This is a genomic window from Riemerella anatipestifer, from assembly GCF_009663465.1.
GTDB lineage: Bacteria > Bacteroidota > Bacteroidia > Flavobacteriales > Weeksellaceae > Riemerella > Riemerella anatipestifer_C.
In genome coordinates this window covers 1-19,209 of the sequence record NZ_QXHU01000003.1, presented here as the reverse complement: position 1 = coordinate 19,209, position 19,209 = coordinate 1, and the positions used below count along the sequence as shown (strand labels likewise).

Annotated in this window: 21 protein-coding genes; all 21 read left to right on the top strand. The window is 33.1% G+C overall.

Annotated features, from left to right (window positions below; genetic code table 11):
- Positions 1–107 precede the first annotated feature (107 nt).
- The 21 genes from D1003_RS04555 (at position 108) to D1003_RS04450 (ending at position 18,955) form a co-directional block, all read left to right on the top strand.
- On the top strand, positions 108–938 hold the full coding sequence (locus D1003_RS04555) for a DUF5694 domain-containing protein (protein WP_153935911.1): 831 nt from the start codon (positions 108–110) through the stop codon (positions 936–938).
- 199 nt (positions 939–1,137) lie between these two features.
- A complete protein-coding gene (locus D1003_RS04550; RefSeq protein WP_153935910.1) occupies positions 1,138–1,608 on the top strand; it encodes a hypothetical protein in 471 nt (156 codons plus the stop codon).
- Positions 1,609–1,903: 295 nt separating this feature from the next.
- Positions 1,904–2,746, top strand: coding sequence for a DUF6591 domain-containing protein (locus tag D1003_RS04545; protein ID WP_153935909.1), 843 nt, complete (start codon positions 1,904–1,906; stop codon positions 2,744–2,746).
- A 42-nt stretch (positions 2,747–2,788) separates the two neighbouring features.
- Entirely contained in the window at positions 2,789–3,211 is a 423-nt protein-coding gene (locus D1003_RS04540; protein ID WP_153935908.1) for a DUF6998 domain-containing protein, read from the top strand.
- A 582-nt stretch (positions 3,212–3,793) separates the two neighbouring features.
- Positions 3,794–3,922, top strand: a complete 129-nt coding sequence (locus D1003_RS11210) for a hypothetical protein (RefSeq protein ID WP_260393325.1) — start codon at positions 3,794–3,796, stop codon at positions 3,920–3,922.
- Positions 3,923–4,190: 268 nt separating this feature from the next.
- Positions 4,191–5,525: a DUF2268 domain-containing putative Zn-dependent protease gene (locus tag D1003_RS04530; RefSeq protein WP_153935906.1), complete on the top strand. Its 1,335-nt coding sequence runs from the start codon at positions 4,191–4,193 to the stop codon at positions 5,523–5,525.
- Positions 5,526–5,699: 174 nt separating this feature from the next.
- The gene (locus D1003_RS04525; protein ID WP_153935905.1) at positions 5,700–6,248 is read left to right on the top strand and encodes a GNAT family N-acetyltransferase; all 549 of its coding nucleotides are present in this window, start codon (positions 5,700–5,702) and stop codon (positions 6,246–6,248) included.
- A gap of 215 nt (positions 6,249–6,463) precedes the next feature.
- A complete protein-coding gene (locus tag D1003_RS04520) occupies positions 6,464–6,763 on the top strand; it encodes a hypothetical protein (protein WP_185148330.1) in 300 nt (99 codons plus the stop codon).
- 640 nt (positions 6,764–7,403) lie between these two features.
- On the top strand, positions 7,404–8,459 hold the full coding sequence (locus D1003_RS04515) for a hypothetical protein (RefSeq protein WP_153935904.1): 1,056 nt from the start codon (positions 7,404–7,406) through the stop codon (positions 8,457–8,459).
- Between the two features lie 215 nt (positions 8,460–8,674).
- Positions 8,675–9,547 (top strand): Rpn family recombination-promoting nuclease/putative transposase, encoded by an 873-nt coding sequence (locus tag D1003_RS04510; protein WP_153935903.1) that lies wholly within the window; start codon positions 8,675–8,677, stop codon positions 9,545–9,547.
- A gap of 175 nt (positions 9,548–9,722) precedes the next feature.
- Complete coding sequence (locus tag D1003_RS04505; RefSeq protein ID WP_153935902.1) at positions 9,723–10,478, top strand: isocitrate lyase/phosphoenolpyruvate mutase family protein; 756 nt, start codon at positions 9,723–9,725, stop codon at positions 10,476–10,478.
- Positions 10,478–11,536, top strand: a complete 1,059-nt coding sequence (locus D1003_RS04500; protein ID WP_153935901.1) for a bifunctional transcriptional activator/DNA repair enzyme AdaA — start codon at positions 10,478–10,480, stop codon at positions 11,534–11,536. Before D1003_RS04505 ends, D1003_RS04500 begins: the two co-directional genes overlap by 1 nt.
- A 661-nt stretch (positions 11,537–12,197) precedes the next feature.
- On the top strand, positions 12,198–12,611 hold the full coding sequence (locus D1003_RS04495) for a DUF3302 domain-containing protein (protein ID WP_153935900.1): 414 nt from the start codon (positions 12,198–12,200) through the stop codon (positions 12,609–12,611).
- Positions 12,612–12,623: 12 nt separating this feature from the next.
- The gene (locus tag D1003_RS04490; RefSeq protein ID WP_153935899.1) at positions 12,624–13,778 is read left to right on the top strand and encodes an HlyD family secretion protein; all 1,155 of its coding nucleotides are present in this window, start codon (positions 12,624–12,626) and stop codon (positions 13,776–13,778) included.
- Position 13,779: 1 nt separating this feature from the next.
- Complete coding sequence (locus D1003_RS04485) at positions 13,780–15,192, top strand: TolC family protein (protein ID WP_153935898.1); 1,413 nt, start codon at positions 13,780–13,782, stop codon at positions 15,190–15,192.
- 276 nt (positions 15,193–15,468) lie between these two features.
- Positions 15,469–15,918, top strand: coding sequence for a GyrI-like domain-containing protein (locus tag D1003_RS04480; protein WP_079206201.1), 450 nt, complete (start codon positions 15,469–15,471; stop codon positions 15,916–15,918).
- A 237-nt stretch (positions 15,919–16,155) separates the two neighbouring features.
- Positions 16,156–16,428, top strand: coding sequence for a CPCC family cysteine-rich protein (locus D1003_RS04475; protein ID WP_221410917.1), 273 nt, complete (start codon positions 16,156–16,158; stop codon positions 16,426–16,428).
- Between the two features lie 1,058 nt (positions 16,429–17,486).
- The gene (locus D1003_RS04465) at positions 17,487–17,744 is read left to right on the top strand and encodes a hypothetical protein (RefSeq protein ID WP_153935895.1); all 258 of its coding nucleotides are present in this window, start codon (positions 17,487–17,489) and stop codon (positions 17,742–17,744) included.
- Between the two features lie 5 nt (positions 17,745–17,749).
- The gene (locus D1003_RS11030; RefSeq protein WP_185148329.1) at positions 17,750–18,109 is read left to right on the top strand and encodes a hypothetical protein; all 360 of its coding nucleotides are present in this window, start codon (positions 17,750–17,752) and stop codon (positions 18,107–18,109) included.
- Positions 18,110–18,321: 212 nt separating this feature from the next.
- Entirely contained in the window at positions 18,322–18,666 is a 345-nt protein-coding gene (locus D1003_RS04455) for a type II toxin-antitoxin system RelE/ParE family toxin (RefSeq protein WP_153935894.1), read from the top strand.
- On the top strand, positions 18,656–18,955 hold the full coding sequence (locus D1003_RS04450; protein WP_014938954.1) for a helix-turn-helix domain-containing protein: 300 nt from the start codon (positions 18,656–18,658) through the stop codon (positions 18,953–18,955). Before D1003_RS04455 ends, D1003_RS04450 begins: the two co-directional genes overlap by 11 nt.
- Positions 18,956–19,209 lie beyond the last annotated feature (254 nt).

Below are 19,209 nucleotides of genomic sequence, written 5' to 3'. Positions count from 1 at the left end.
TTTGTGCTAAAAGTCGGCTCCATCGCCAATTTGCCAAACGTTGTATGCTATGCTAAAACCAACACTTCGCAACCAATAAAACGACAGATAATTAACAACATAAAAAGATGAAAAACAGAATTTTAATTGCACTTTTATTTATTTCAACACTAACTTTTGGACAAGAAAAAAATAAAATTTTGACTTTGGGAACTTTCCATTTTCATTTAGTTAAATCTCAATTTGGTGTTGACTTTGACATTAACAATAAAGACAAGCAAAAGGAACTTACTGAAATAATAAAACAAATTGAAACCTATAAACCAACTAAAATATTTGTTGAATGGGAATTTAGTAAACAGGGCGAACTAGACGAATTGTATAATTTGTATTTAAAGGACAAGACTTTTGAACTAATAAAACAGAAATATGGAAAGAATGAAACTATGTATTTTGAAAGTGAAGTTCAACAATTGGGATTTAAACTTGCAGACAAATTAAAACACAAAAAACTTTATGCTTTTGACTACTTAATAAACGAACCAAACGACACGGTAATGATTGCTATTCAAAAAGCAAATCAAACTGACTTAATGAATGAAATACAAAGGGAATTTGGTGAATATGGACAAGCAATTGTTACAAAATTTCAGCAAGAAAAATCAATAAAAAATTTACTGCTTTTTTTTAACAACAAAGAACTTGAAGACAAGCTGAATAGTGGATATATAAGTTTGTTCAACAAAGCTGGAAGTAAAGATGATTTTTCTGGAGCGTATTTTGTTTCGGAAAGGTTTAAACGAAACTTGTATATGTATTCGTTAATTCAAAAACAAATTGACAAAACAGACGAAAGGATTTTAGTAATTGTTGGCGGACAACATTCCGCTGGTTTTCGAGATTTTATACGAGATGACAAAAATTTAGAAAAAGTAGAACTTGAAACAATACTAAAATAAAAGCACAGCATACAACAGCAGTTTGGCAAAATGGCGGGTTCAGTGCTAAATTGAACATTTGTTTTTCAAATGAAGTTTAGTGCTAAAATTAAAGTAAGTGCTTCAAAATCCGCCACTTCGCCAAGCTGCAAACCGTTGGCGGTAAGTTTTTAGAGACTGTAAACCGACACTAAATATTTAAAATAAAATAATAGAAATTATGGGATTTAACATTGCAGGACTAATTATCAAACAAAAACTTGACAAAGAGCAAGAGATTGAAAATTTGTTAGAAAACAAACTGACATATTTGCAAGATGTAGACTTTGAAGAAGCAACAAGTAGTTTCAGAGACGAAAATACAGTTGATATTTTGCAGACTGAAAACGGCACTCTTATAATTATGGAATTAGGACAAATATATGACTTAACAAATATTCAAAGTGAAGTTGTGCAATTTATGGCATCTGATGTATCTGACACTTACTATTTTGAAAAATATACAAATGGTGAACTTGACAGGAAATATATTATCACACAAGGAGAAATTGCGGAAGATATTGGAGAGGGTTTTGTTGACGAAAACGATGATTTGATGGATAAAGTTTGGGAATTTGCTGATGAGTATTTACAAAACAAATTCACTGAAAATATGTTTGACTTGAAATTTAAACGATACGAAATAAAATAAACCTACCGCCAACAGCAGTTTGGCAAAATGGCGGGTTCAGTACTAAATTGAACATTTGGTTTTCAAATAAACAATAGTGCTAGAATGAAAGTAAGTACTTCTAAATCCGCCACTTCGCCAAGCTGCAAACCGTTATGGGCAACCTTATGAGAACAGCCGTTTTGCGGACAAGAGAACCACCGATTGACTATTTTGATAGTTCTTGACGGTTATTGGACTGACAAGTAAATTGACTTTTCCGACAGTCACTAAAAACGGACTAACTAAATTTAAATCAAAATAAAACAGAATATAAATGAACAAAATAAAGACAAGTTTCAGATTGCTTACATTAGCACTGACAATATCATTATTTCTTTCTTCTTGTGGAAAGAGTATTGAAGAATTATCACTTAAATCCAGTTCAAATGCAGTTACTGGAGACTTAGAAAATTACCTGGAAATTGTGAGTCAAGAGATTAAAATAATACCTTCCTCTGAATATGGTAAGGCATTGGAAGCCAAAATAAAATTTAAAGTAAATAAGTCTTTTCCAGGTATGGGTGAAACGAAAGGAATAGACCACATTTCTATTGACCTTTTAGATAATAGAGGAATGCCTGTTTCAGGATTGAATAAACTTAAATTTGATGGATGGTGTTGTTATGACCCAGTTCAAAATCTTGAAGGACTTTTAAAAAAAGGAAGTGGTGAATTTGTTGCTACGTTTTATATGGAAACCCCATATGAGTTGATAGGGGAAGACTTTAAAAAAATTTTAGCAAAAAAAGAGAATGACCTCAAAGGCTTTTCAGTTACTTCATTAATAAGTGAAAAAGAAAAAAAATCAAGCAACTCTGATGAAAGCTCAAATTCAGAAGATGACACAGAAGTTTCAAGTTCAGGAGACGAAAATTATGATAAAGTATTGGACGACTATGAAGCCTACGTAGATAAATATTTGGTGTTTTTAAAGAAAGCAAATAAAGGTGATATGTCTGCTATGCAAGAATATCCAGCACTTATGGAAAAAGCACAAGACTTAGAAAAAAGTTTGAAGGATGCAGAAAACCAACAATCACTTTCAGCAAGTCAGATGAAACGAATGGTTAAAATTCAAACTAAAATGTTGAACGCTGCAATTGATATGCAAAAATAATTCTATAGCGGTGGGCGAAGCCCACCGCTATTTTGATAGCTTATGAAACATTTAAAAGATACTTTAAAAACTCTCTTAGAAATTTCAGCCGACCTTGAAAATCGTTATAAAAAGTATGGTCGTAAATTTACATTAGACGGACACCTGTTTGGCAGTATCGGAGAAGTTTATGCTGCAAATAAATTCAAATTGACATTGGAAAAATCTTCAAAAGAAGGTTATGACGCATTAGACAAAGACGGAAATCAAATTCAAATTAAAGTAACTCAAAAGAATTCTGTCGGCCTTAGAAAAAAACCTCAAAAGCTATTAGTATTAAAATTAAACAAACAGACATTAGATTTTGAAACAAAATATTTTGGTGACGGTGCTGAACCTTGGGACAGAGCAAACGCTGTAAACTCGGCTGGACAACGAATAATCACGCTGACCAAACTTGAAGCGATAAAGAAAGGCAGCCCATAACCGTGGTTTTGCGTCAGGCGGGGTTATGTGCTTCGTTTGACAGTTTTTCGTATAATTGAAGTGTGGTTCTTCGTGTCGAGTTTAGTGCTAAAAATCCCGCCCGAACGCAAAGCCACCAACCGATGTGGCGAAATCCGCTTCGCTCCTTTCGCCACATCGGCTCGGCGGCTTACACCGCCTGATGGGCTCGTCGCTTCGCGAACTTCGCCCATCAAGCGGTTTTGCAAAATTTCCTCTTGGAAGCAGAGCTTCCAGAGGAAACTTCGCAAAGCCGCCGAGCCGTTACCAGCTATACACTCCAAACATTTCGCTAAGGAACTGAAACGATTCAAAACGCTCTAAATTGTGAATAATAAGAAACTGAATTCAGACCCAGTTGAGCAGAATGTGTTAGAGGGTCTAAATTCATTTTCTACAACGGACGACTTGAAAGCATATTTGAATGAGCCGACTCTTAAAAAATGTTGGAGAGTACAGCTGATAACTCGTAACACTCGACTGAATGTTGGACTTTTAAAATCTAAAAAGAGAGGAAAAATCTGAAAGGAAAGAACCTCAAACTGACGAAAAGCGGAAAAACGAATGGATTTCGGAACTGACTTAAAGGCTGAAAAACTAAACTGTCAAATTGTGGACTTGAACGCTGAAAATGTGAAAAACGTGCGGACTGAAAACTATGCGGAAAAACGAATGGATTTCGGAACTGACTAAAGGCTGAGAAACTAAACTGTCAAATTGTAGACTTGAACGCTGAAAATGTGAAAAACATGCGGACTGAAAACTATGCGGAAAAGACAAAAAATAGTACAGCTGGTAACAAGGTATTGCCGCAAGCGGGGGATATTTGCATTTTAGAAAAATTTGTTTACCTTTGAAGTATGGTATTTTGGTTGAAGTTGGGTGCTGAAAAGCCCCGCCTTCGGCAATACCCGACCGTTGGCAGTAATTTTACAAATACTCTAATAAAAAACGATTAAATATGAAAAGAGGAATTTTAGTAATATTATTATTTTTAGCAATCACACATATTTTTGGACAATCCCGTCTAATTGAAATAGATAAAGAATATGCAAACATAAATATTGATAGAGATAACAATCTTAACTACTCTTTTCGACTTAAAAAAGGGAATTTGTACGTTTTTTCTGTCTTACAGCAAGGAATCGATGTAAAATTGATATTTACGGATGAAAACAATAAACAAATTCTTGAAAAAGACTCACCGAATGGACAAAACGGATATGAAAAATTTGAATATTCACCTACTCAAACAAAAATATATCAATTAAAAATCGTAAGGCTTGATGAAGATGGAAATTCTGAAAAAGGACAGGTAACGATATTGGTTAAGAAATTATCAAAATCAGAAATAGAATTAAGAGAAAAGATAAAAAAAGAATTAGAGCCTGAAAATAAAAAAACAGTCCAAACACTTGATATTGACCATTTTTGGGAAGCATTTGATAATTTAAAGCATTGTAAAACACGTAAGGATAGTATCAATTCTTTTCAAACAATTTATCTTGACAGAGGAACTGATGGTTTAAAAGATTTTATTGAAGCAAGAGAGTTTACAGCTGAAAAATTTGTAAATCAAGTATCAAATTTCCCTAAATTTTATAACTCAATAAGAAAGAATACAATAGAAGCAAAAAACTCTGTGGCAATAATTGAGGATGTTGTAAATAAGTTTAGAGAAATATACCCAAATTTCAAACCAAAAAAAATATGTTTTGCTATTGGTTTAATAAATACAGGAGGAACCGTATCTGAAAATTTTTTATTAATTGGAACTGAAGTAACAACTTCAACAAAAGATGTAGATTTGTCAGAATTTAATAATAATGCTTATAGTAAAGTCCTCTCAAGCGGAACAGATATCGGACAAAACATAAAAAATATGGTTTCACACGAATACGTACACACACAACAAAAATATTCTCTAAACAAAGATGCTATAAACTGCCCCTTATTATACGCTATTCTTCACGAAGGCATTTGTGATTTTATTGGTGAGTTAATTTCGGGTTCACAAATCAACAAAGTGGCTCATACTTATGGAGATAGACACGAAAAGCAACTGTGGACAGAACTTAAAAATGAATTATGTAATGAAAGTATTGCAAATTGGCTGTATAACCACAAAAGTGTAAAGGAAAAACCCGCAGATTTAGGGTATTATATGGGTTACAAAATAGCAGAAGAGTATTATAAAAATGCAAGAGATAAGAGGCAGGCGATAATAGATATAATAGAAATGGAAGACCCTATTAAATTTCTACAAATAAGTAAGTACGACCAGAAGAAAAAGTAAAAAACTTCTGCCAACAAGGTATTGCCGCAAGCGGGGGATATTTGCATTTTAGAAACTTTTGTTTATCTTTGAAGTATGGTATTTTAGTTGAAGTTAGGTGCTAATAAGCCCCGCCTTCGGCAATACCCTGACCGTTATGCGAGATTACAAATAAAACAGCATTTAGATAAAATAATGAAATATTTATTAATAAACGAAGAAACAGAGAGGTTAAAATTTAGGAAATTAGAAAACTCTGATTTTGAAACTTGGCTTGAGTTATTTAAGGACGAATATACCACTAAAATGCTGGGAATGGACGAGTATAAAACTTCAAATGAACGATGTGAAAAATGGTTTGAATGGACTTTTAATCGTTACGAAAATAATTTAGGTGGACAAAATGTTCTAATATTAAAAGAGAGTAACAAGTTAATAGGTCAGTGCGGACTTTTAGCTAGAGAAGTTGAAAATCAGTTTGAATTAGAAATTGCATATTCAATTCTTCCAAAATATAGAATGCAAGGTTTTGCTGTTGAAAGTGCTAAAAAATGTAGAGATTTTGCGTTTGAACATAATTTTCATGATAGGTTAGTTTCGATAATTGTACCCGAAAATGAAAACTCCAAAAATGTTGCCTTAAAAAATGGAATGAGTTTTAGTAGAAAAATACAATATAATAACAAGGAGATGGATTTATTTCAAGTTTCTAAAAGCGAATGGAAAAGAAGTAACCTCGCATAACATAGTATTTGCAAAAGGCGGGGTTAAGTGCAGGGCTGAAAGGTTAGTTATATTTATCCGCTTCTGCTTTTCCGTATTACTTTTTGAGTAAATTAGCAATACGGAAAAAGCATCCGCTTCGGTTGTGCTGAATTGAACTTGTTGTCCAATTCAAACCTGCCCTTCGCAAATACTTTTTCCGTTAGCAGAAATTGTAACCAAATTCCCTGTAAAAAATGAAAGAAGTTTGGCAGTTCAAAAAAACTATTGTTGAGAGTGAACCATATTTTATAGAAAATTTAAATATTTGGGATTTTAACTGGAAAAATACTGGAGAAAAAATCCAAATTCAAGATCCACTCCACAAAAAAAAATATGATTTTGATGTTTTCGAAATAAGTTCTGGAAATAAAATTGTAAGATTTTCTGCTGGAGAATTTTCAAATTTAATTTATGGAATCTATGAGCCGTATGAACCTGCTGAAAATGATAGAAAAAATATTTTGCAAAAATTTTTCTCGAAACTGTATAAATAATGGAAACCACAAGTCAATCCGCAGTTGGAAAATTCTTAATCTACGATTCTACAAAAATATAAATCAAGGTTTCTTTATAATAGGAGAATTAATTGAAGGAAATATTGAAATCGAAAAATAATTATGCTAAATTTTCACGGATTTAAAAAAAAGCCAAAAAATAGAGCAAATAGAAGAAGTGAGAAAAATAGAAAATGGAATCCCTTTAAACTGGATATCAATAAAAATTTCAACTGAGGTTGCCTGAATAATTATAGACCAAATAAAAGAAAGTAACAAGGAAATAATAGCGACAATCTACAAAAACTAAAAACAACTTCTGCTAACATAGTATTTGCAAAAGGCGGGATTAAGGTGTTGAATTGAAAATTTGGGTATATTTATCCGCTTCTGCTTTTCCGTATTACTTTTTTTCTTAAATTAGCAATACGGAAAAAGCATTCGCTACGGTTGTGCTGAATTGAGCTTTTCGTCCAATTTAGTCCGCCCTTCGCAAATACTTTTCCCATTAGCCGTAATTTTAAACAACATCGCAATTAAAAGACAATTCATCATAGAAAAACAAAAGTTGAGTAATTAATTTTTGCGTATTGATTCCATTGACAATACCTTTGAACCAAAATAATTAACAAAATAAAAAATGAAGAAATTTTTAAAAATCATTAAGTACGCATTTATTACCATTTTAAGTGTTTGTTTACTATTTGTCTTGTACTTTTTTATTAGCAATAAATTGTTTTTAGAGTCTAAAAATGAAAATAATATAACCTACTTGGCAAAAAACAATACTGAAATCACAAACTCAATTAATGACAAATTATTTGATGATGATTTTTATAAATCAAAGGTTTTCCTTTTAGGAGAAATTCACGGCTATGCTGACAATCAAAAATTGGACAAAGAGTTACTTTTTTTCCTAAATAAAAAATTGGGTGTTAAATATTACATCGCTGAAATGGATAGCATTACTGCTAAAAAACTTAATGTTTTTTTGACAGATGAATCGAAAAATCAACAAACTTTAAAAGAGGTTGTTTTAGCAATTAAAAAAAGAATTCCGCAACAATCAAGTCAGGAACTATTTGACAAATGGAACGATATTTATGATTATAACCAAAAACTAACAGATTCATTAAAAATTACAGTAATTGGAATCGACAAGAATTTCGACGATGATTCAAAAGGTACAAGAGACTTGGCGATGGCAACTAATTTAAAAAACTCAATCAAAAAAATGAATCTTGAAGATGAAAAATTTTATGGTCTTTTTGGTTTTTTCCACGTCTTGCAAAATGTTACTGAAAATGGAAAAGAAACGTTTGCTTCTGAACTGAAAAATTTGGGTATAAAAACCACAAGTTTTGTTAGTTATACATTAGACAGCGAAATGTACCTTCCTAAAAATCCCCAATTCCCTACCCCAGAAAATGAAAAAGTGGATTGGATTAATGCAGATGGTCCATTTCAACTTGTTAAGGGAATCAATGATTTAAAAGAATTAAGTAAACCTAATTCAATTACCCTCTTTAAATTGAACTCAAAGGATTCACCTTATTTACAATCTCAACATTTAATTAGTGTAAAATCAAGAGTTTTTGGAGAAAATATTGTTCCTAAAAAAGGGACTTTTACAACAGATTATTTTCAGTATGTTTTTCTATTGAAAAATTCCCAAGCATTAACAAAACTGAAATAACAAAAACTACGGCTAACAAGGTATTGCCGCAAGCGGGGTTAATTGTTTTTTTAGAAAATTTTGTTTACCTTTGAGGTATGGTATTTTAGTTGAAGTTAGGTGCTAATAAGCCCCACCTTCGGCAATACCCGACCGTTAGGCGAAAATTTTTAACAACATCACATTTCAAAATCGGATAAATTTCATAACTTTGTGACCTAACGAAAATAAGAATTATGAGTAAAAAGTTAATCCGTTTTGATTGGGCGATTAAAAGACTGTTAAGAAACAAAACTAATTTTGTGGTTTTGGAGGGTTTTTTGAGCGAACTTTTGTTTGACGACATTAAGATTGAACAAATCCTTGAAAGCGAAAGTAATCAAGAATACGATGGCGACAAATTCAATCGTGTGGATATTTTGACCAAAAACTCTAAAAACGAACTCATCATTATTGAGATACAAAATACTTACGAGATTGACTTTTTCCATAGAATGGCTTATGGAACTTCCAAAGCGATTTCAGAAAATTTACGTTTAGGACAGAAATACTCGGAAATTAAAAAAGTGATTTCCATCAATATCGTTTACTTTGACTTAGGACAGGGCGATGACTATATTTACAAAGGCAAAACGAACTTTATCGGAATGCACAACAATGATGTACTGACTTTGTCCGACAAACAAAAAAAGACTTTCTTGAAAGAAGAAGTTTCAGACATTTTTCCTGAATACTATTTGCTGAAAGTGAATCAGTTTAATGATGTGGCAAAAAACACCTTGGACGAGTGGATTTACTTTTTGAAAAACAGTGAAGTAAAGGATAGCTTCAAAGCCAAAGGATTGAAAGAGGCGAATGAAGTGTTAGATATTATGCGATTACCACAAGATGACCAATACGGATACAATCGCTATTTGGACGCACTACACTTAAAAGCAAGTGAAGTATTTTCTCTACAAACGGAAGCGGAATTCAAGGTTATTGAAAAAAGAAATATTGAAATTGCTACGAATGGGATAAAAAAAGGATTGGATAGTTTAACTATTTCTGAATTAACAGGATTGTCTATTGAAAAAATAGAAAAATTGAGAAATAAACTAAAGAAATAATCTTCACCTAACAGCAGTTTGGCAAAAGTGGCTATCCAACGCACAGAGCCAACGCTCAAAAGCCACCTTCGCCAAGCTGCAGACCGTTATGTGCAAGCTGAAAAAAATACTCGTCCAGTTTTCGGTTGCTAAATAAATTTCATTATCGGTTCTTTGTGTCAAATAATTAACAAAGATGAAATTTAAAAACTTACACAATCAAAACACCCCTTTATTAATTGCCAATGTTTGGGATGTACCAAGTGCAAAAATCGCGGAAGAGTTGAATTTTCAAGCAATCGGAACATCTAGTGCAGCAATTGCTTCTCTTTTTGGATATCAAGATGGTGAAGAAATGAGTTTTACTGAATTGAGATATGTGGTAAAACGAATAGCTGAAAATACAAATTTACCTCTATCAGTTGATTTAGAATCAGGTTATAGTCGAGATCCAAAAGAAATTGCTAACCATATTAAAGAACTATCTATTTTAGGCGTTGTCGGAGTTAATATTGAAGACAGTATTGTAGATGAAACCAGAAGTCTATTAGATGCTAAAAAATTTGCTAATACAATTTTTGAAATAGTAGAAAATTTACAAAAAGAGAATATAGATGTTTTTATAAATGTAAGAACCGACACATTTTTATTGAAGGTTCCAAATACAATTAAAGAAACTAAAAAAAGAATTAAACTATATGAAAACGCTGGAGCAAAAGGAATTTTTGTTCCTTGCATTGAGCAAATATCAGATATTGAAGAAGTTGTAAAATGCACCCAATTACCAATCAATGTAATGTGTATGCCCAATCTTCCCGATTTCGATACACTTAAAAAATTGGGAGTTAAAAGAATAAGTATGGGCAATTTTATTTTTGACAATATGTATTGTCAATTTAGACATAAGACAGAAGAAATTTTAAATAGACAATCATTTAAACCAATTTTTTAATGCGAATTACAGAAAATAAAGCAATAGACACTTACTACAGAGCCTTGTTGGAGCGAAATCCCAGCTTTGTAGGCATCTTCTTTGTTGGTGTAAAAACGACTTCGGTTTTTTGTATAGCAACTTGTAGGGCAAGGAAACCCAAAAAAGAAAATGTTGAATTTTTCACTACATTTAAAGACGCTTTAGACAATGGTTATAGACCCTGCAAAGTGTGCAAGCCAACTGAAAATGCTAACGAAGCACCCGAACAAGTTCAAACAGCAATTCAATTAGTTAAAGAAAATCCTAAATCGAAAATTACGGACTATCAACTTCGCCAAATGAATATTAGTCCTGAAATTGTGCGTAGGTGGTTTAATAAAAATTACGGAATGACTTTTCAATCTTATCAAAGAATGTATCGTATTAATGTTGCTTTTCAAGAACTAAAACACGGAAAAAATACCACTGAAACCGCTTTCGATTCTGGTTATGAATCTTTAAGCGGGTTTGGTTACACATTCAAAAAAATAATGGGCGATTCTCCTACTAATAGCACAACTAAAAATGTAATCTTAATCAGCCGATTCACAACACCTTTAGGTCCAATGTTCGTTTGTGCTACCGAAAATGGAGTTTGCTTATTGGAATTTGTTGACCGAAGAATGCTCGAAACCGAATTTAAAGATTTACAGAAACGCTTGAACGCCAACATCATTGCAGGCGAAAACGAACACATTAAACAAGCAAAAAAGGAAATCGCTGAATATTTTAAAGGAACAAGAAAGACATTTGAAGTAGAACTTGAAACACCTGGAACGGATTTTCAGAATTTAGTTTGGAATTATTTACAAAAAATCGAATACGGTAAAACATTAACCTATCAGCAACAAGCTGAAAACATTAACAAGCCAAAAGCGATAAGAGCAGTCGCTTCTGCAAACGGATTTAATCGAATATCAATCATTATTCCTTGTCATCGAGTAATTGGTAAAGACGGAAAACTGATAGGTTACGGAGGAGGTTTGGAACGTAAAAAGTGGCTCTTAGAACACGAACAGAAAAATGCCAGCACATAACAAGGTATTGCCGAAAGCGGGAGAGAAGTTGCATTTTCAAAACTTTTGTCTATCTTTGAAAAGTGGTATTTTAGTTGAAGTTAGGTGCTGAGAAGCCCCCGCCTTCGGCAATACCCTGACCGTTGCACGCCACACTACTGAAAATCACACTGCCGAAATAAAGTTGAATTTTAGCGTTATAAAAGAAACTGAATCCAAACCGAACAAAGAGAATGTAGAAAGGTTTGAATTCATTTTCTATTTTTTATATTACGGAATAGAATTGACTTTTACTTGGAGTGAATTTTCAATAGTATAGCGTACAACGAAGCAGACTCTGAATTGACTTTACCAACTTAAACTTAGTGACTATAATTCCTATGAAAAGCTGAATTGAAAATAGGGAAGAGTTGAATTTGAAAAACTGGAATTGAATTTAGAAAACTGAAATTTAGCCTGTGCGAATATATCATATTGTGAATACCAAATAGAAACTGAAACGAAAGTCCAGCGTGCAACACGGGTTTTGCAAAAAAGCGAGAGCGGTTTTATTTGGACATAATGAAATTTTTATTACCTTTGTGTAGTTGGGGTAATGTTAGTGGTTTTTTAGTCCGCTTCTTCGCAAAGCCCCACCATTAGCGGAAATATTAAAAACTCAAACTAAAAATTAAATATTAATATGAAAAGAAAATTACTAGTATTAACTTTACTTATGGCATTCAATTGCACTTACGCTATGGGCGGCAGCATTGAAGATAAAATAGCCGATGTAGCTTCGTGGGTAGTTTTAATTGTTTTACCTATTGTGGGTATTTACATTTTTTGGCAGGTACATATTTATCCTGAGAAAGTAGCCGAAAAAAATCATCATCCACAACTAAAAGCAATAAAAACGCTTTGCTTGTTATCCTTATTTTTTGGTGGGTTACTTTGGCCTTTTGCCTTAGTTTGGGCAAACTACAAATATTCTGATGTAGAGTATCCCGATGAAGAAACTGAAGGAAAAATAGAGCATACAAAAACTAAAGAAAATTCTTTTGAAAAAGTAGAAAATACTATATCCGAAAGTACTCAAACCAAAAATAACGAATAAAAACTCTTAACTATGTTAGAAATGATAATTGGCGTTTATGCCGGAATTTGTTGGTTATTAATTAAAAAATTAAAACTCATACCTTGGAATTTTAAAACTCAAGTTGTAGTTTATTCCGTCCCCATTTTTGGAACAATAGCTTTGTTGTTAAGTTTAAATTATTATTGCCCCACAAGTTCTGATGTAACCATCGGAAATAGAAGTGTGGATATCAATTCGCAAATATTGGGCAGGGTAAAAAAAGTATATGTAAAAACCAATCAGGAAGTAAAAAAGGGCGATACGCTTTTTGTGTTAGACAGAACCCCTTTTGAATTGGAAGTAAAAGCATTAGAAGCACAGATAAGCAATATGCAATCTACCGTAGCTTCATATTCAAGCGATTTGTCAGCTGCCCGAAAAAATATTGAAGGCATTCAATCGCAACTCAATCTTGCCAATAAAAGAGTAGCTCAATACCAAGAATTGGTAAATGCAGGTGCCGCTAACAAGTTCGATTTAGAACAGGCAATTACCAATGCACAAGATTTGCAATCAAGACTGAATACCGCACAAGCCAATTACCAATCATTGCTTACCAAAACATCTACTTCATATGGTGGAGAACATTCTTCTATAGCCGAATTAAAAACAAAATTGGCACAAGCACAATGGAATTTGAGCCAAACGGTAGTTGTTGCCCCAACCGACGGATTAATACCGAATGTTCAACTAAATGAGGGTGCTGTTTTAGCACCTTTTAAATCGGCTTTTGTGCTTATCCAAAAACAACAAGCTGTAATGGCAGTTTTCTCGCAAAACGAATTACAAGCAGTAAAACCTGGTGACGAAGTAGAAATAGCCGTAAAAACTGAACCCGGAAAAATAATAAAAGCAAAATTAGAATACGTGATAGATGCTACAAGCCAAGGTATAATGAACAACTCCGCAGGAATGATTGGTGGTGGGACAACTTCTGGATTGCCCAACACGGCTAAAGACCATCCAGAGCTTGAAGGAAAACTAGTCGCTAAATTTGTACTAGAAAATCCTACAGACAATTTAACGGTGGGAGCTCGTGGAAATGCGGTGATTTATTCAAAACATATCAAACCTTTGCATCTCATTAGAAAAGTAATGATACGCGTAAATAGTAAACTAAACTATTTCATTCTAAAATTGCATTAAAATGAAAAAAATATTTATCAATATTGGTCTTTTTGCATTAATGTTTAATCTAAATTCTTGCCTTTTATACAAAGATGCGTCAAAAGAAAAAATCGATAAACTGAAAGAAACTTCGATAATTAAAGAAAATGTGGAAATTCCTGAAAATTGGATTTTAGACAATACAGCAGACGCTGAAGATTTTTCGTATAACTGGATAACCGAGCTAAACAATCCGCAACTTACTTCCTTAATTCAAGAAGGAATAAAGTATAATACAGACATTGTAATTGCAGAAGAAAAGCTCAATCAAATTGAACTTTCGATGAATATTGCCGGAAGCAATTTGTATCCAAGCGTAAATGCCATTGCCAACACATCTAATAATCTGACCAATGGTTCAAACATTCAAAAATTAGGCGTTCAGGCAAATTGGGAATTGGATATTTTAGGAAAAAACAAAGCCAACAAAATGGCAAGTGTCAGCAATTATTTTTCTGCCAAATACATCAACGAACGGTTAAAACAAACCATTGCTGGAATGATTGTTAAAGCCTATTTCTTAAATATTGCAGGAAATATGCAAGAAGCTAAAGTCAACCAATATATTGAATTAACCCAAAATCTCGAAAAGATATATACTATTCAAAACAAAGTAGGAACAGCCAATGCTTTGGATATCTCTAACATAAAATCGGAATTAATTTTACTGAATGGTTATTTAGAAAAAATCAAAAATGCCAACACACAATCCAAGCGTACATTAGAACTGCTTATAGGAAAATATCCCGAAGGCAAAGTGACTACTTCTGATAATTTCTATAAAATTAATTCAAAAGTCCCTACTTCGTTTCCGCTATCGCTATTAGAAAACAGACCCGATATTTTGGCAAAACATTACCAGATTGAAAAATTGTTTTACGAAGTGCAAAGCACTAAATTTTCCCGATTGCCGTCAATAAGTATCGGTTCTACATTAGGTGGTGCCAATACGAATGTGCTCGCAATTAGTTCACTTTTTTCAAACCCGTTGGTAAAAGTGGGTGGAAGTTTAACAACACCAATTTTTAACGGCGGACAACTGAAAACCAATGTCGAAATAAAAAATTCGGAGCAACAAATTGCCATAGAAGAATATTCAAAAACGGTACTGAATGCCCTTAATGAGATGGAATCATCTTGGTCAAATACCTTATCTATAGAAAAACAATTAGAATACAATATAGATGCCATTACAGAAATGACCAAAAATATTGAATTAACCAAAAAACAAATCCAAATAGGAACAAGCAATAATTCTGATTTAATACAAAAACAAAGAAATTTGTTAAAAATTGAAATAAAAGTAATTGATTTAGAATTACAGGAACGAATTGAACGTATCAATTTGTATTTGGCGTTAGGTGCTCCAAATTTTAAGAAAATGTTGGAATAAAAATACTTCCGCTAACAAGGTATTGCCGCAAGCGGGGTTAATTGTTTTTTTAGAAAATTTTGTTTATCTTTGAAGTATGGTATTTTAGTTGAAGTTAGGTGCTAATAAGCCCCGCCTTCGGCAATACCCGACCGTTAGCGGCAAGTGTATCAAAACGCACGGCTGAAAAGAAATTTTTTGAATATGAGCATTAACAAAGCCCAAATTCTAAAAAAAACATTCGAATTACAGTGCATTAAACACATACAGAATAACAACAGTTGATAAAACAATAAAATGAAAAACGGATTTAAAGTAATTGGAATTTCCATTCGGACAACAAACAAAGACAACAAATCAAAGGAAGATTTGGGAAAACTTTGGGGGCAATTCTATGCGGAAAACATTTTTGAGAAGATACCGAATAAAGTATCAGATGAAATATTTTCAATTTATACTGATTACAAAAGCAACTACACCGAGGAATATACTGCGATTATAGGTGTTCCTGTTTCAACACTAAATGAAATCCCTAACGGATTAGTCGGTCGGGAATTTGAAGCCGAGAACTTTCAAAAATTCGTAGCAAAAGGCGAAATGCCGAACGCTGTTATGAATACTTGGATAGACATTTGGAATAGAGACGAAGAACTCAATAGAAAATATACTTATGACTTTGAAGTATATGGGGAAAACAGCCAAAAAGGTCAAGATTCGGAAGTGGAGATTTATATTGCAACAAAATAAGGAAAAACACCTGCCGCTAACATAGTATTTGCAAAAGGCGGGGGTAAGTGCAGGGTTGAAAATTTGGTAATATTTATCCGCTTCTGCTTTTCCATATTACTTTTTTTCTTAATTTAGCAATATGGGAAAAGCATCCGCTTCGGTTGTGCTGAATTGAACTTATCGTCCAATTCAAGCCCGCCCTTCGCAAATACTTTTCCCGTTATCTGCAAGCGTATTACAAAAATTCTTCTAAGAGTGGAAAATAGAATACAAGAAAATTTTCAATGTAAATGTTGCGAAAATTTATCGCTAACTGAATTTCCAAATGGAACATTTGAAATATGTGAGATTTGTTTTTGGGAAGATGATAATGTTCAATCTGAAAATCCAAATTTTGAAGGTGGTGCGAATGAAATATCCTTGAATAAAGCAAAAGAAAACTATAAAAATTTTGGAATATCAAATCCGAAATTCCTCAAAAACAAAATTGAAGTTGGGGATTTCCATCCTGGAATGAAAGTAAATTGAAAAATAAATACGGAATTGTTACGAATGAGAAAACTAATAATTTATATGGAATAATTCTTAGGGACACGGGGAAATTAAATGATTTAGAGAAATGGTGTGGACAATATGGAAATTTCAAAAATTGCGGAGGAATAATTGTTGATAAAGATTACGAATTCAAAAATATCTAAAAAACGCCTGCAGATAACATAGTATTTGCAAAAGGCGGGATTAAGTAATAGTTGAAAAATTTGGAGTATTTATTCGCTCCTGCTTTTCCGTATTACTTTTTTTCTTAAATTAGCAATACGGAAAAAGCATCTGCTTTGGTTGGTCGAAATTGAACTATTCGTTCAATTTAACCCGCCCTTCGCAAATACTTTTTCCGATGTGGCGAAATCCGCTTCGCTCCTTTCGCCACATCGGCTCGGCGGCTTACACCGCCTGATGGGCTCGTCGCTTCGCGAACTTCGCCCATCAAGCGGTTTTGCAAAATTTCCTCTTGGAAGCAGAGCTTCCAGAGGAAACTTCGCAAAGCCGCCGAGCCGTTGCACGCCACACTACTGAAAATCACTCTGCCGAAATAAAGTTGAATTTTAGCGTTATAAAAGAAACTGAATCCAAACCGAACAAAGAGAATGTTGAAAGGTTTGAATTCATTTTCTGTTTTTTTATACTACGGAATAGAATTGACTTTTACTCGGAGTGAATTTTCAATAGTATAGCGTACAACGAAGCAGGCTCTGAATTGACTTTACCAACTTAGTGACTATAATTCCTATGAAAAGCCGAATTGAAAATAGGGAAGAGTTGAATTTGAAAAACTGGAATTGATTTTAGGAAACTGAAATTGACTGAAAAAGCTTGAAAAAATGAATTTTAACCTGTGCGAATATACCATATTGTGAATATCAAATAGCAACTGAATGAAAGTCCAGCGTGCAACACGGGTTTTGCAAAAAAGCGGGAGCGGTTTTATTTGGACATAATGTAATTTTTATTACCTTTGTGTAGTTGGGGAAGGTTAGTGTTTTTTTTAGCCCGCTTCTTCGCAAAGCCCCACCGTTATAGCCAATTTTATGAACGACACAGTTAACGACTTTAAAGTAACGGACAGACAATCTTTCATTAAGTTCCTTGACTTATTACGCAAGGACCTTTTGGACAATTCTGAAAATTGGGAAAACAAAACTTTGCCTGATTTTTTGGAAGCGTTAAGCGCATACACAGAAGACATTCAAGGTTATTACGACAATATGAAACTAAATGTAAACGCTGACAAACCAGAATGGTCAACATTTGCAGACATTTTTAAAGGTGCAACCATTTATGAATAAGACAAATGATTATTAGGTGCGGACAATGTGGCTTGCCTTTAACCAAAGAGTTGAAGGAAAACAATAGTATTGACAGCTTGAATGAAAACGACAATGAAGACTTCATTCAGATGGGTTGTTATTGTATAAGTAACGGTGAATTTTTCAGAGAATCTAAAGGCAAAATACTCATTAATAAAAGTGACTTGTTAAACTCTAAAAATCATTCAGATTTTAAAAGATTAAATGGTTGTTGTGGACTTGATGGAATGGACGGACTTAATAAGACCTGCAACAATGGACACGAAATTGGAACTGAATACTCTGACTGTTGGATGCCTCATTGTATAATTTTCGAAAATGAATTAATAAAAATCGAAAAATAAAAACTGGCTATAACACGGGTTTTGCGTCAGGCGGGCTGACGTGTAAACTTTAAGCTAAGTGCTTCTAATAAACTTTAGTATTAAATTGAAGCTTTGTGCTCCGAAACCCGCCCGAACGCAAAGCCCGAAACCGTTAGCAGGCATATAGCTGAAAATTTCGCATAAAACAAAAGTTGTACATTTGAACAACTTTTTATATATTTGTAGGCGATATGGAAGAAAAGAAATTTAGAAATGTTTTCGCTTATAAAAATTACTTCTTTGACTTCTTCCAAAAGCAGAAGCCAAAAGTAAAAGAGAAAATATTATGGGCTTTTATGGTAATAGAAACTGTTGAAAAAATCCCAACCGAATACTTTAAACATATGGAGGGAACTGACGGACTTTATGAAATAAGAGTTCAGTTTGGAAACGATATTTTTAGGATATTTTGTTTTTTTGATGAAGGGAAACTGATTGTTCTTACCAATGGATTCCAAAAGAAAACGCAAAAGACACCGAAAAAAGAAATTGAAAAAGCATTAAAAATCAAAAAGGAATACGAAAATGAAAAATAAAAATTTAACTTCCCTAACTGAAATTCTTGACAAAGAATACGGAAAAAAAGGAACTAAAAAAAGAGATGAATTTGAAAAAGGATTTGAGGAGTTTAAGCTCGGAGTTCTAATTCAGCAAGCAAGACTTGAAAAAGGTCTTACACAAGAGCAACTTGCTAAAAAATGCGGAACAAATAAAGGTTATATTTCAAAAGTTGAGAACAATATTAAAGATGTAAGGCTTTCCACACTTCAAAAAATTGTGGAAATTGGACTTGGCGGAAAATTGAATCTTGGAATTAACTTATAATCGAAAGAATACGTCTGCTAACAAGGTATTGCCGCAAGCGGGGTTAATTGTTTTTTTAGAAAATTTTGTTTACTTTTGGAGTATGGTATTTTAGTTGAAGTTAGGTGCTAATAAGCCCCGCCTTCGGCAATACCCGACCGTTATGCGATATTTTATGAAAACACGGCTCCTAAAACTGCTTTTAACGATTTTTTCATTGAATTTGTTTTCTCAAATACATAAAACAAGTGACAGTGATAAAAACGCTATACAAT

Excerpts from the sequence above, each read along its gene's own strand:
- D1003_RS04555 (WP_153935911.1), top strand. The coding sequence starts at position 108 with ATGAAAAACAGAATTTTAATTGCACTTTTATTTATTTCAACACTAACT.
- D1003_RS04550 (WP_153935910.1), top strand. The coding sequence starts at position 1,138 with ATGGGATTTAACATTGCAGGACTAATTATCAAACAAAAACTTGACAAA.
- D1003_RS04545 (WP_153935909.1), top strand. The coding sequence starts at position 1,904 with ATGAACAAAATAAAGACAAGTTTCAGATTGCTTACATTAGCACTGACA.
- D1003_RS04540 (WP_153935908.1), top strand. The coding sequence starts at position 2,789 with ATGAAACATTTAAAAGATACTTTAAAAACTCTCTTAGAAATTTCAGCC.
- D1003_RS11210 (WP_260393325.1), top strand. The coding sequence starts at position 3,794 with ATGGATTTCGGAACTGACTTAAAGGCTGAAAAACTAAACTGTCAAATT.
- D1003_RS04530 (WP_153935906.1), top strand. The coding sequence starts at position 4,191 with ATGAAAAGAGGAATTTTAGTAATATTATTATTTTTAGCAATCACACAT.
- D1003_RS04525 (WP_153935905.1), top strand. The coding sequence starts at position 5,700 with ATGAAATATTTATTAATAAACGAAGAAACAGAGAGGTTAAAATTTAGG.
- D1003_RS04520 (WP_185148330.1), top strand. The coding sequence starts at position 6,464 with ATGAAAGAAGTTTGGCAGTTCAAAAAAACTATTGTTGAGAGTGAACCA.
- D1003_RS04515 (WP_153935904.1), top strand. The coding sequence starts at position 7,404 with ATGAAGAAATTTTTAAAAATCATTAAGTACGCATTTATTACCATTTTA.
- D1003_RS04510 (WP_153935903.1), top strand. The coding sequence starts at position 8,675 with ATGAGTAAAAAGTTAATCCGTTTTGATTGGGCGATTAAAAGACTGTTA.
- D1003_RS04505 (WP_153935902.1), top strand. The coding sequence starts at position 9,723 with ATGAAATTTAAAAACTTACACAATCAAAACACCCCTTTATTAATTGCC.
- D1003_RS04500 (WP_153935901.1), top strand. The coding sequence starts at position 10,478 with ATGCGAATTACAGAAAATAAAGCAATAGACACTTACTACAGAGCCTTG.
- D1003_RS04495 (WP_153935900.1), top strand. The coding sequence starts at position 12,198 with ATGAAAAGAAAATTACTAGTATTAACTTTACTTATGGCATTCAATTGC.
- D1003_RS04490 (WP_153935899.1), top strand. The coding sequence starts at position 12,624 with ATGTTAGAAATGATAATTGGCGTTTATGCCGGAATTTGTTGGTTATTA.
- D1003_RS04485 (WP_153935898.1), top strand. The coding sequence starts at position 13,780 with ATGAAAAAAATATTTATCAATATTGGTCTTTTTGCATTAATGTTTAAT.
- D1003_RS04480 (WP_079206201.1), top strand. The coding sequence starts at position 15,469 with ATGAAAAACGGATTTAAAGTAATTGGAATTTCCATTCGGACAACAAAC.
- D1003_RS04465 (WP_153935895.1), top strand. The coding sequence starts at position 17,487 with ATGAACGACACAGTTAACGACTTTAAAGTAACGGACAGACAATCTTTC.
- D1003_RS11030 (WP_185148329.1), top strand. The coding sequence starts at position 17,750 with ATGATTATTAGGTGCGGACAATGTGGCTTGCCTTTAACCAAAGAGTTG.
- D1003_RS04455 (WP_153935894.1), top strand. The coding sequence starts at position 18,322 with ATGGAAGAAAAGAAATTTAGAAATGTTTTCGCTTATAAAAATTACTTC.
- D1003_RS04450 (WP_014938954.1), top strand. The coding sequence starts at position 18,656 with ATGAAAAATAAAAATTTAACTTCCCTAACTGAAATTCTTGACAAAGAA.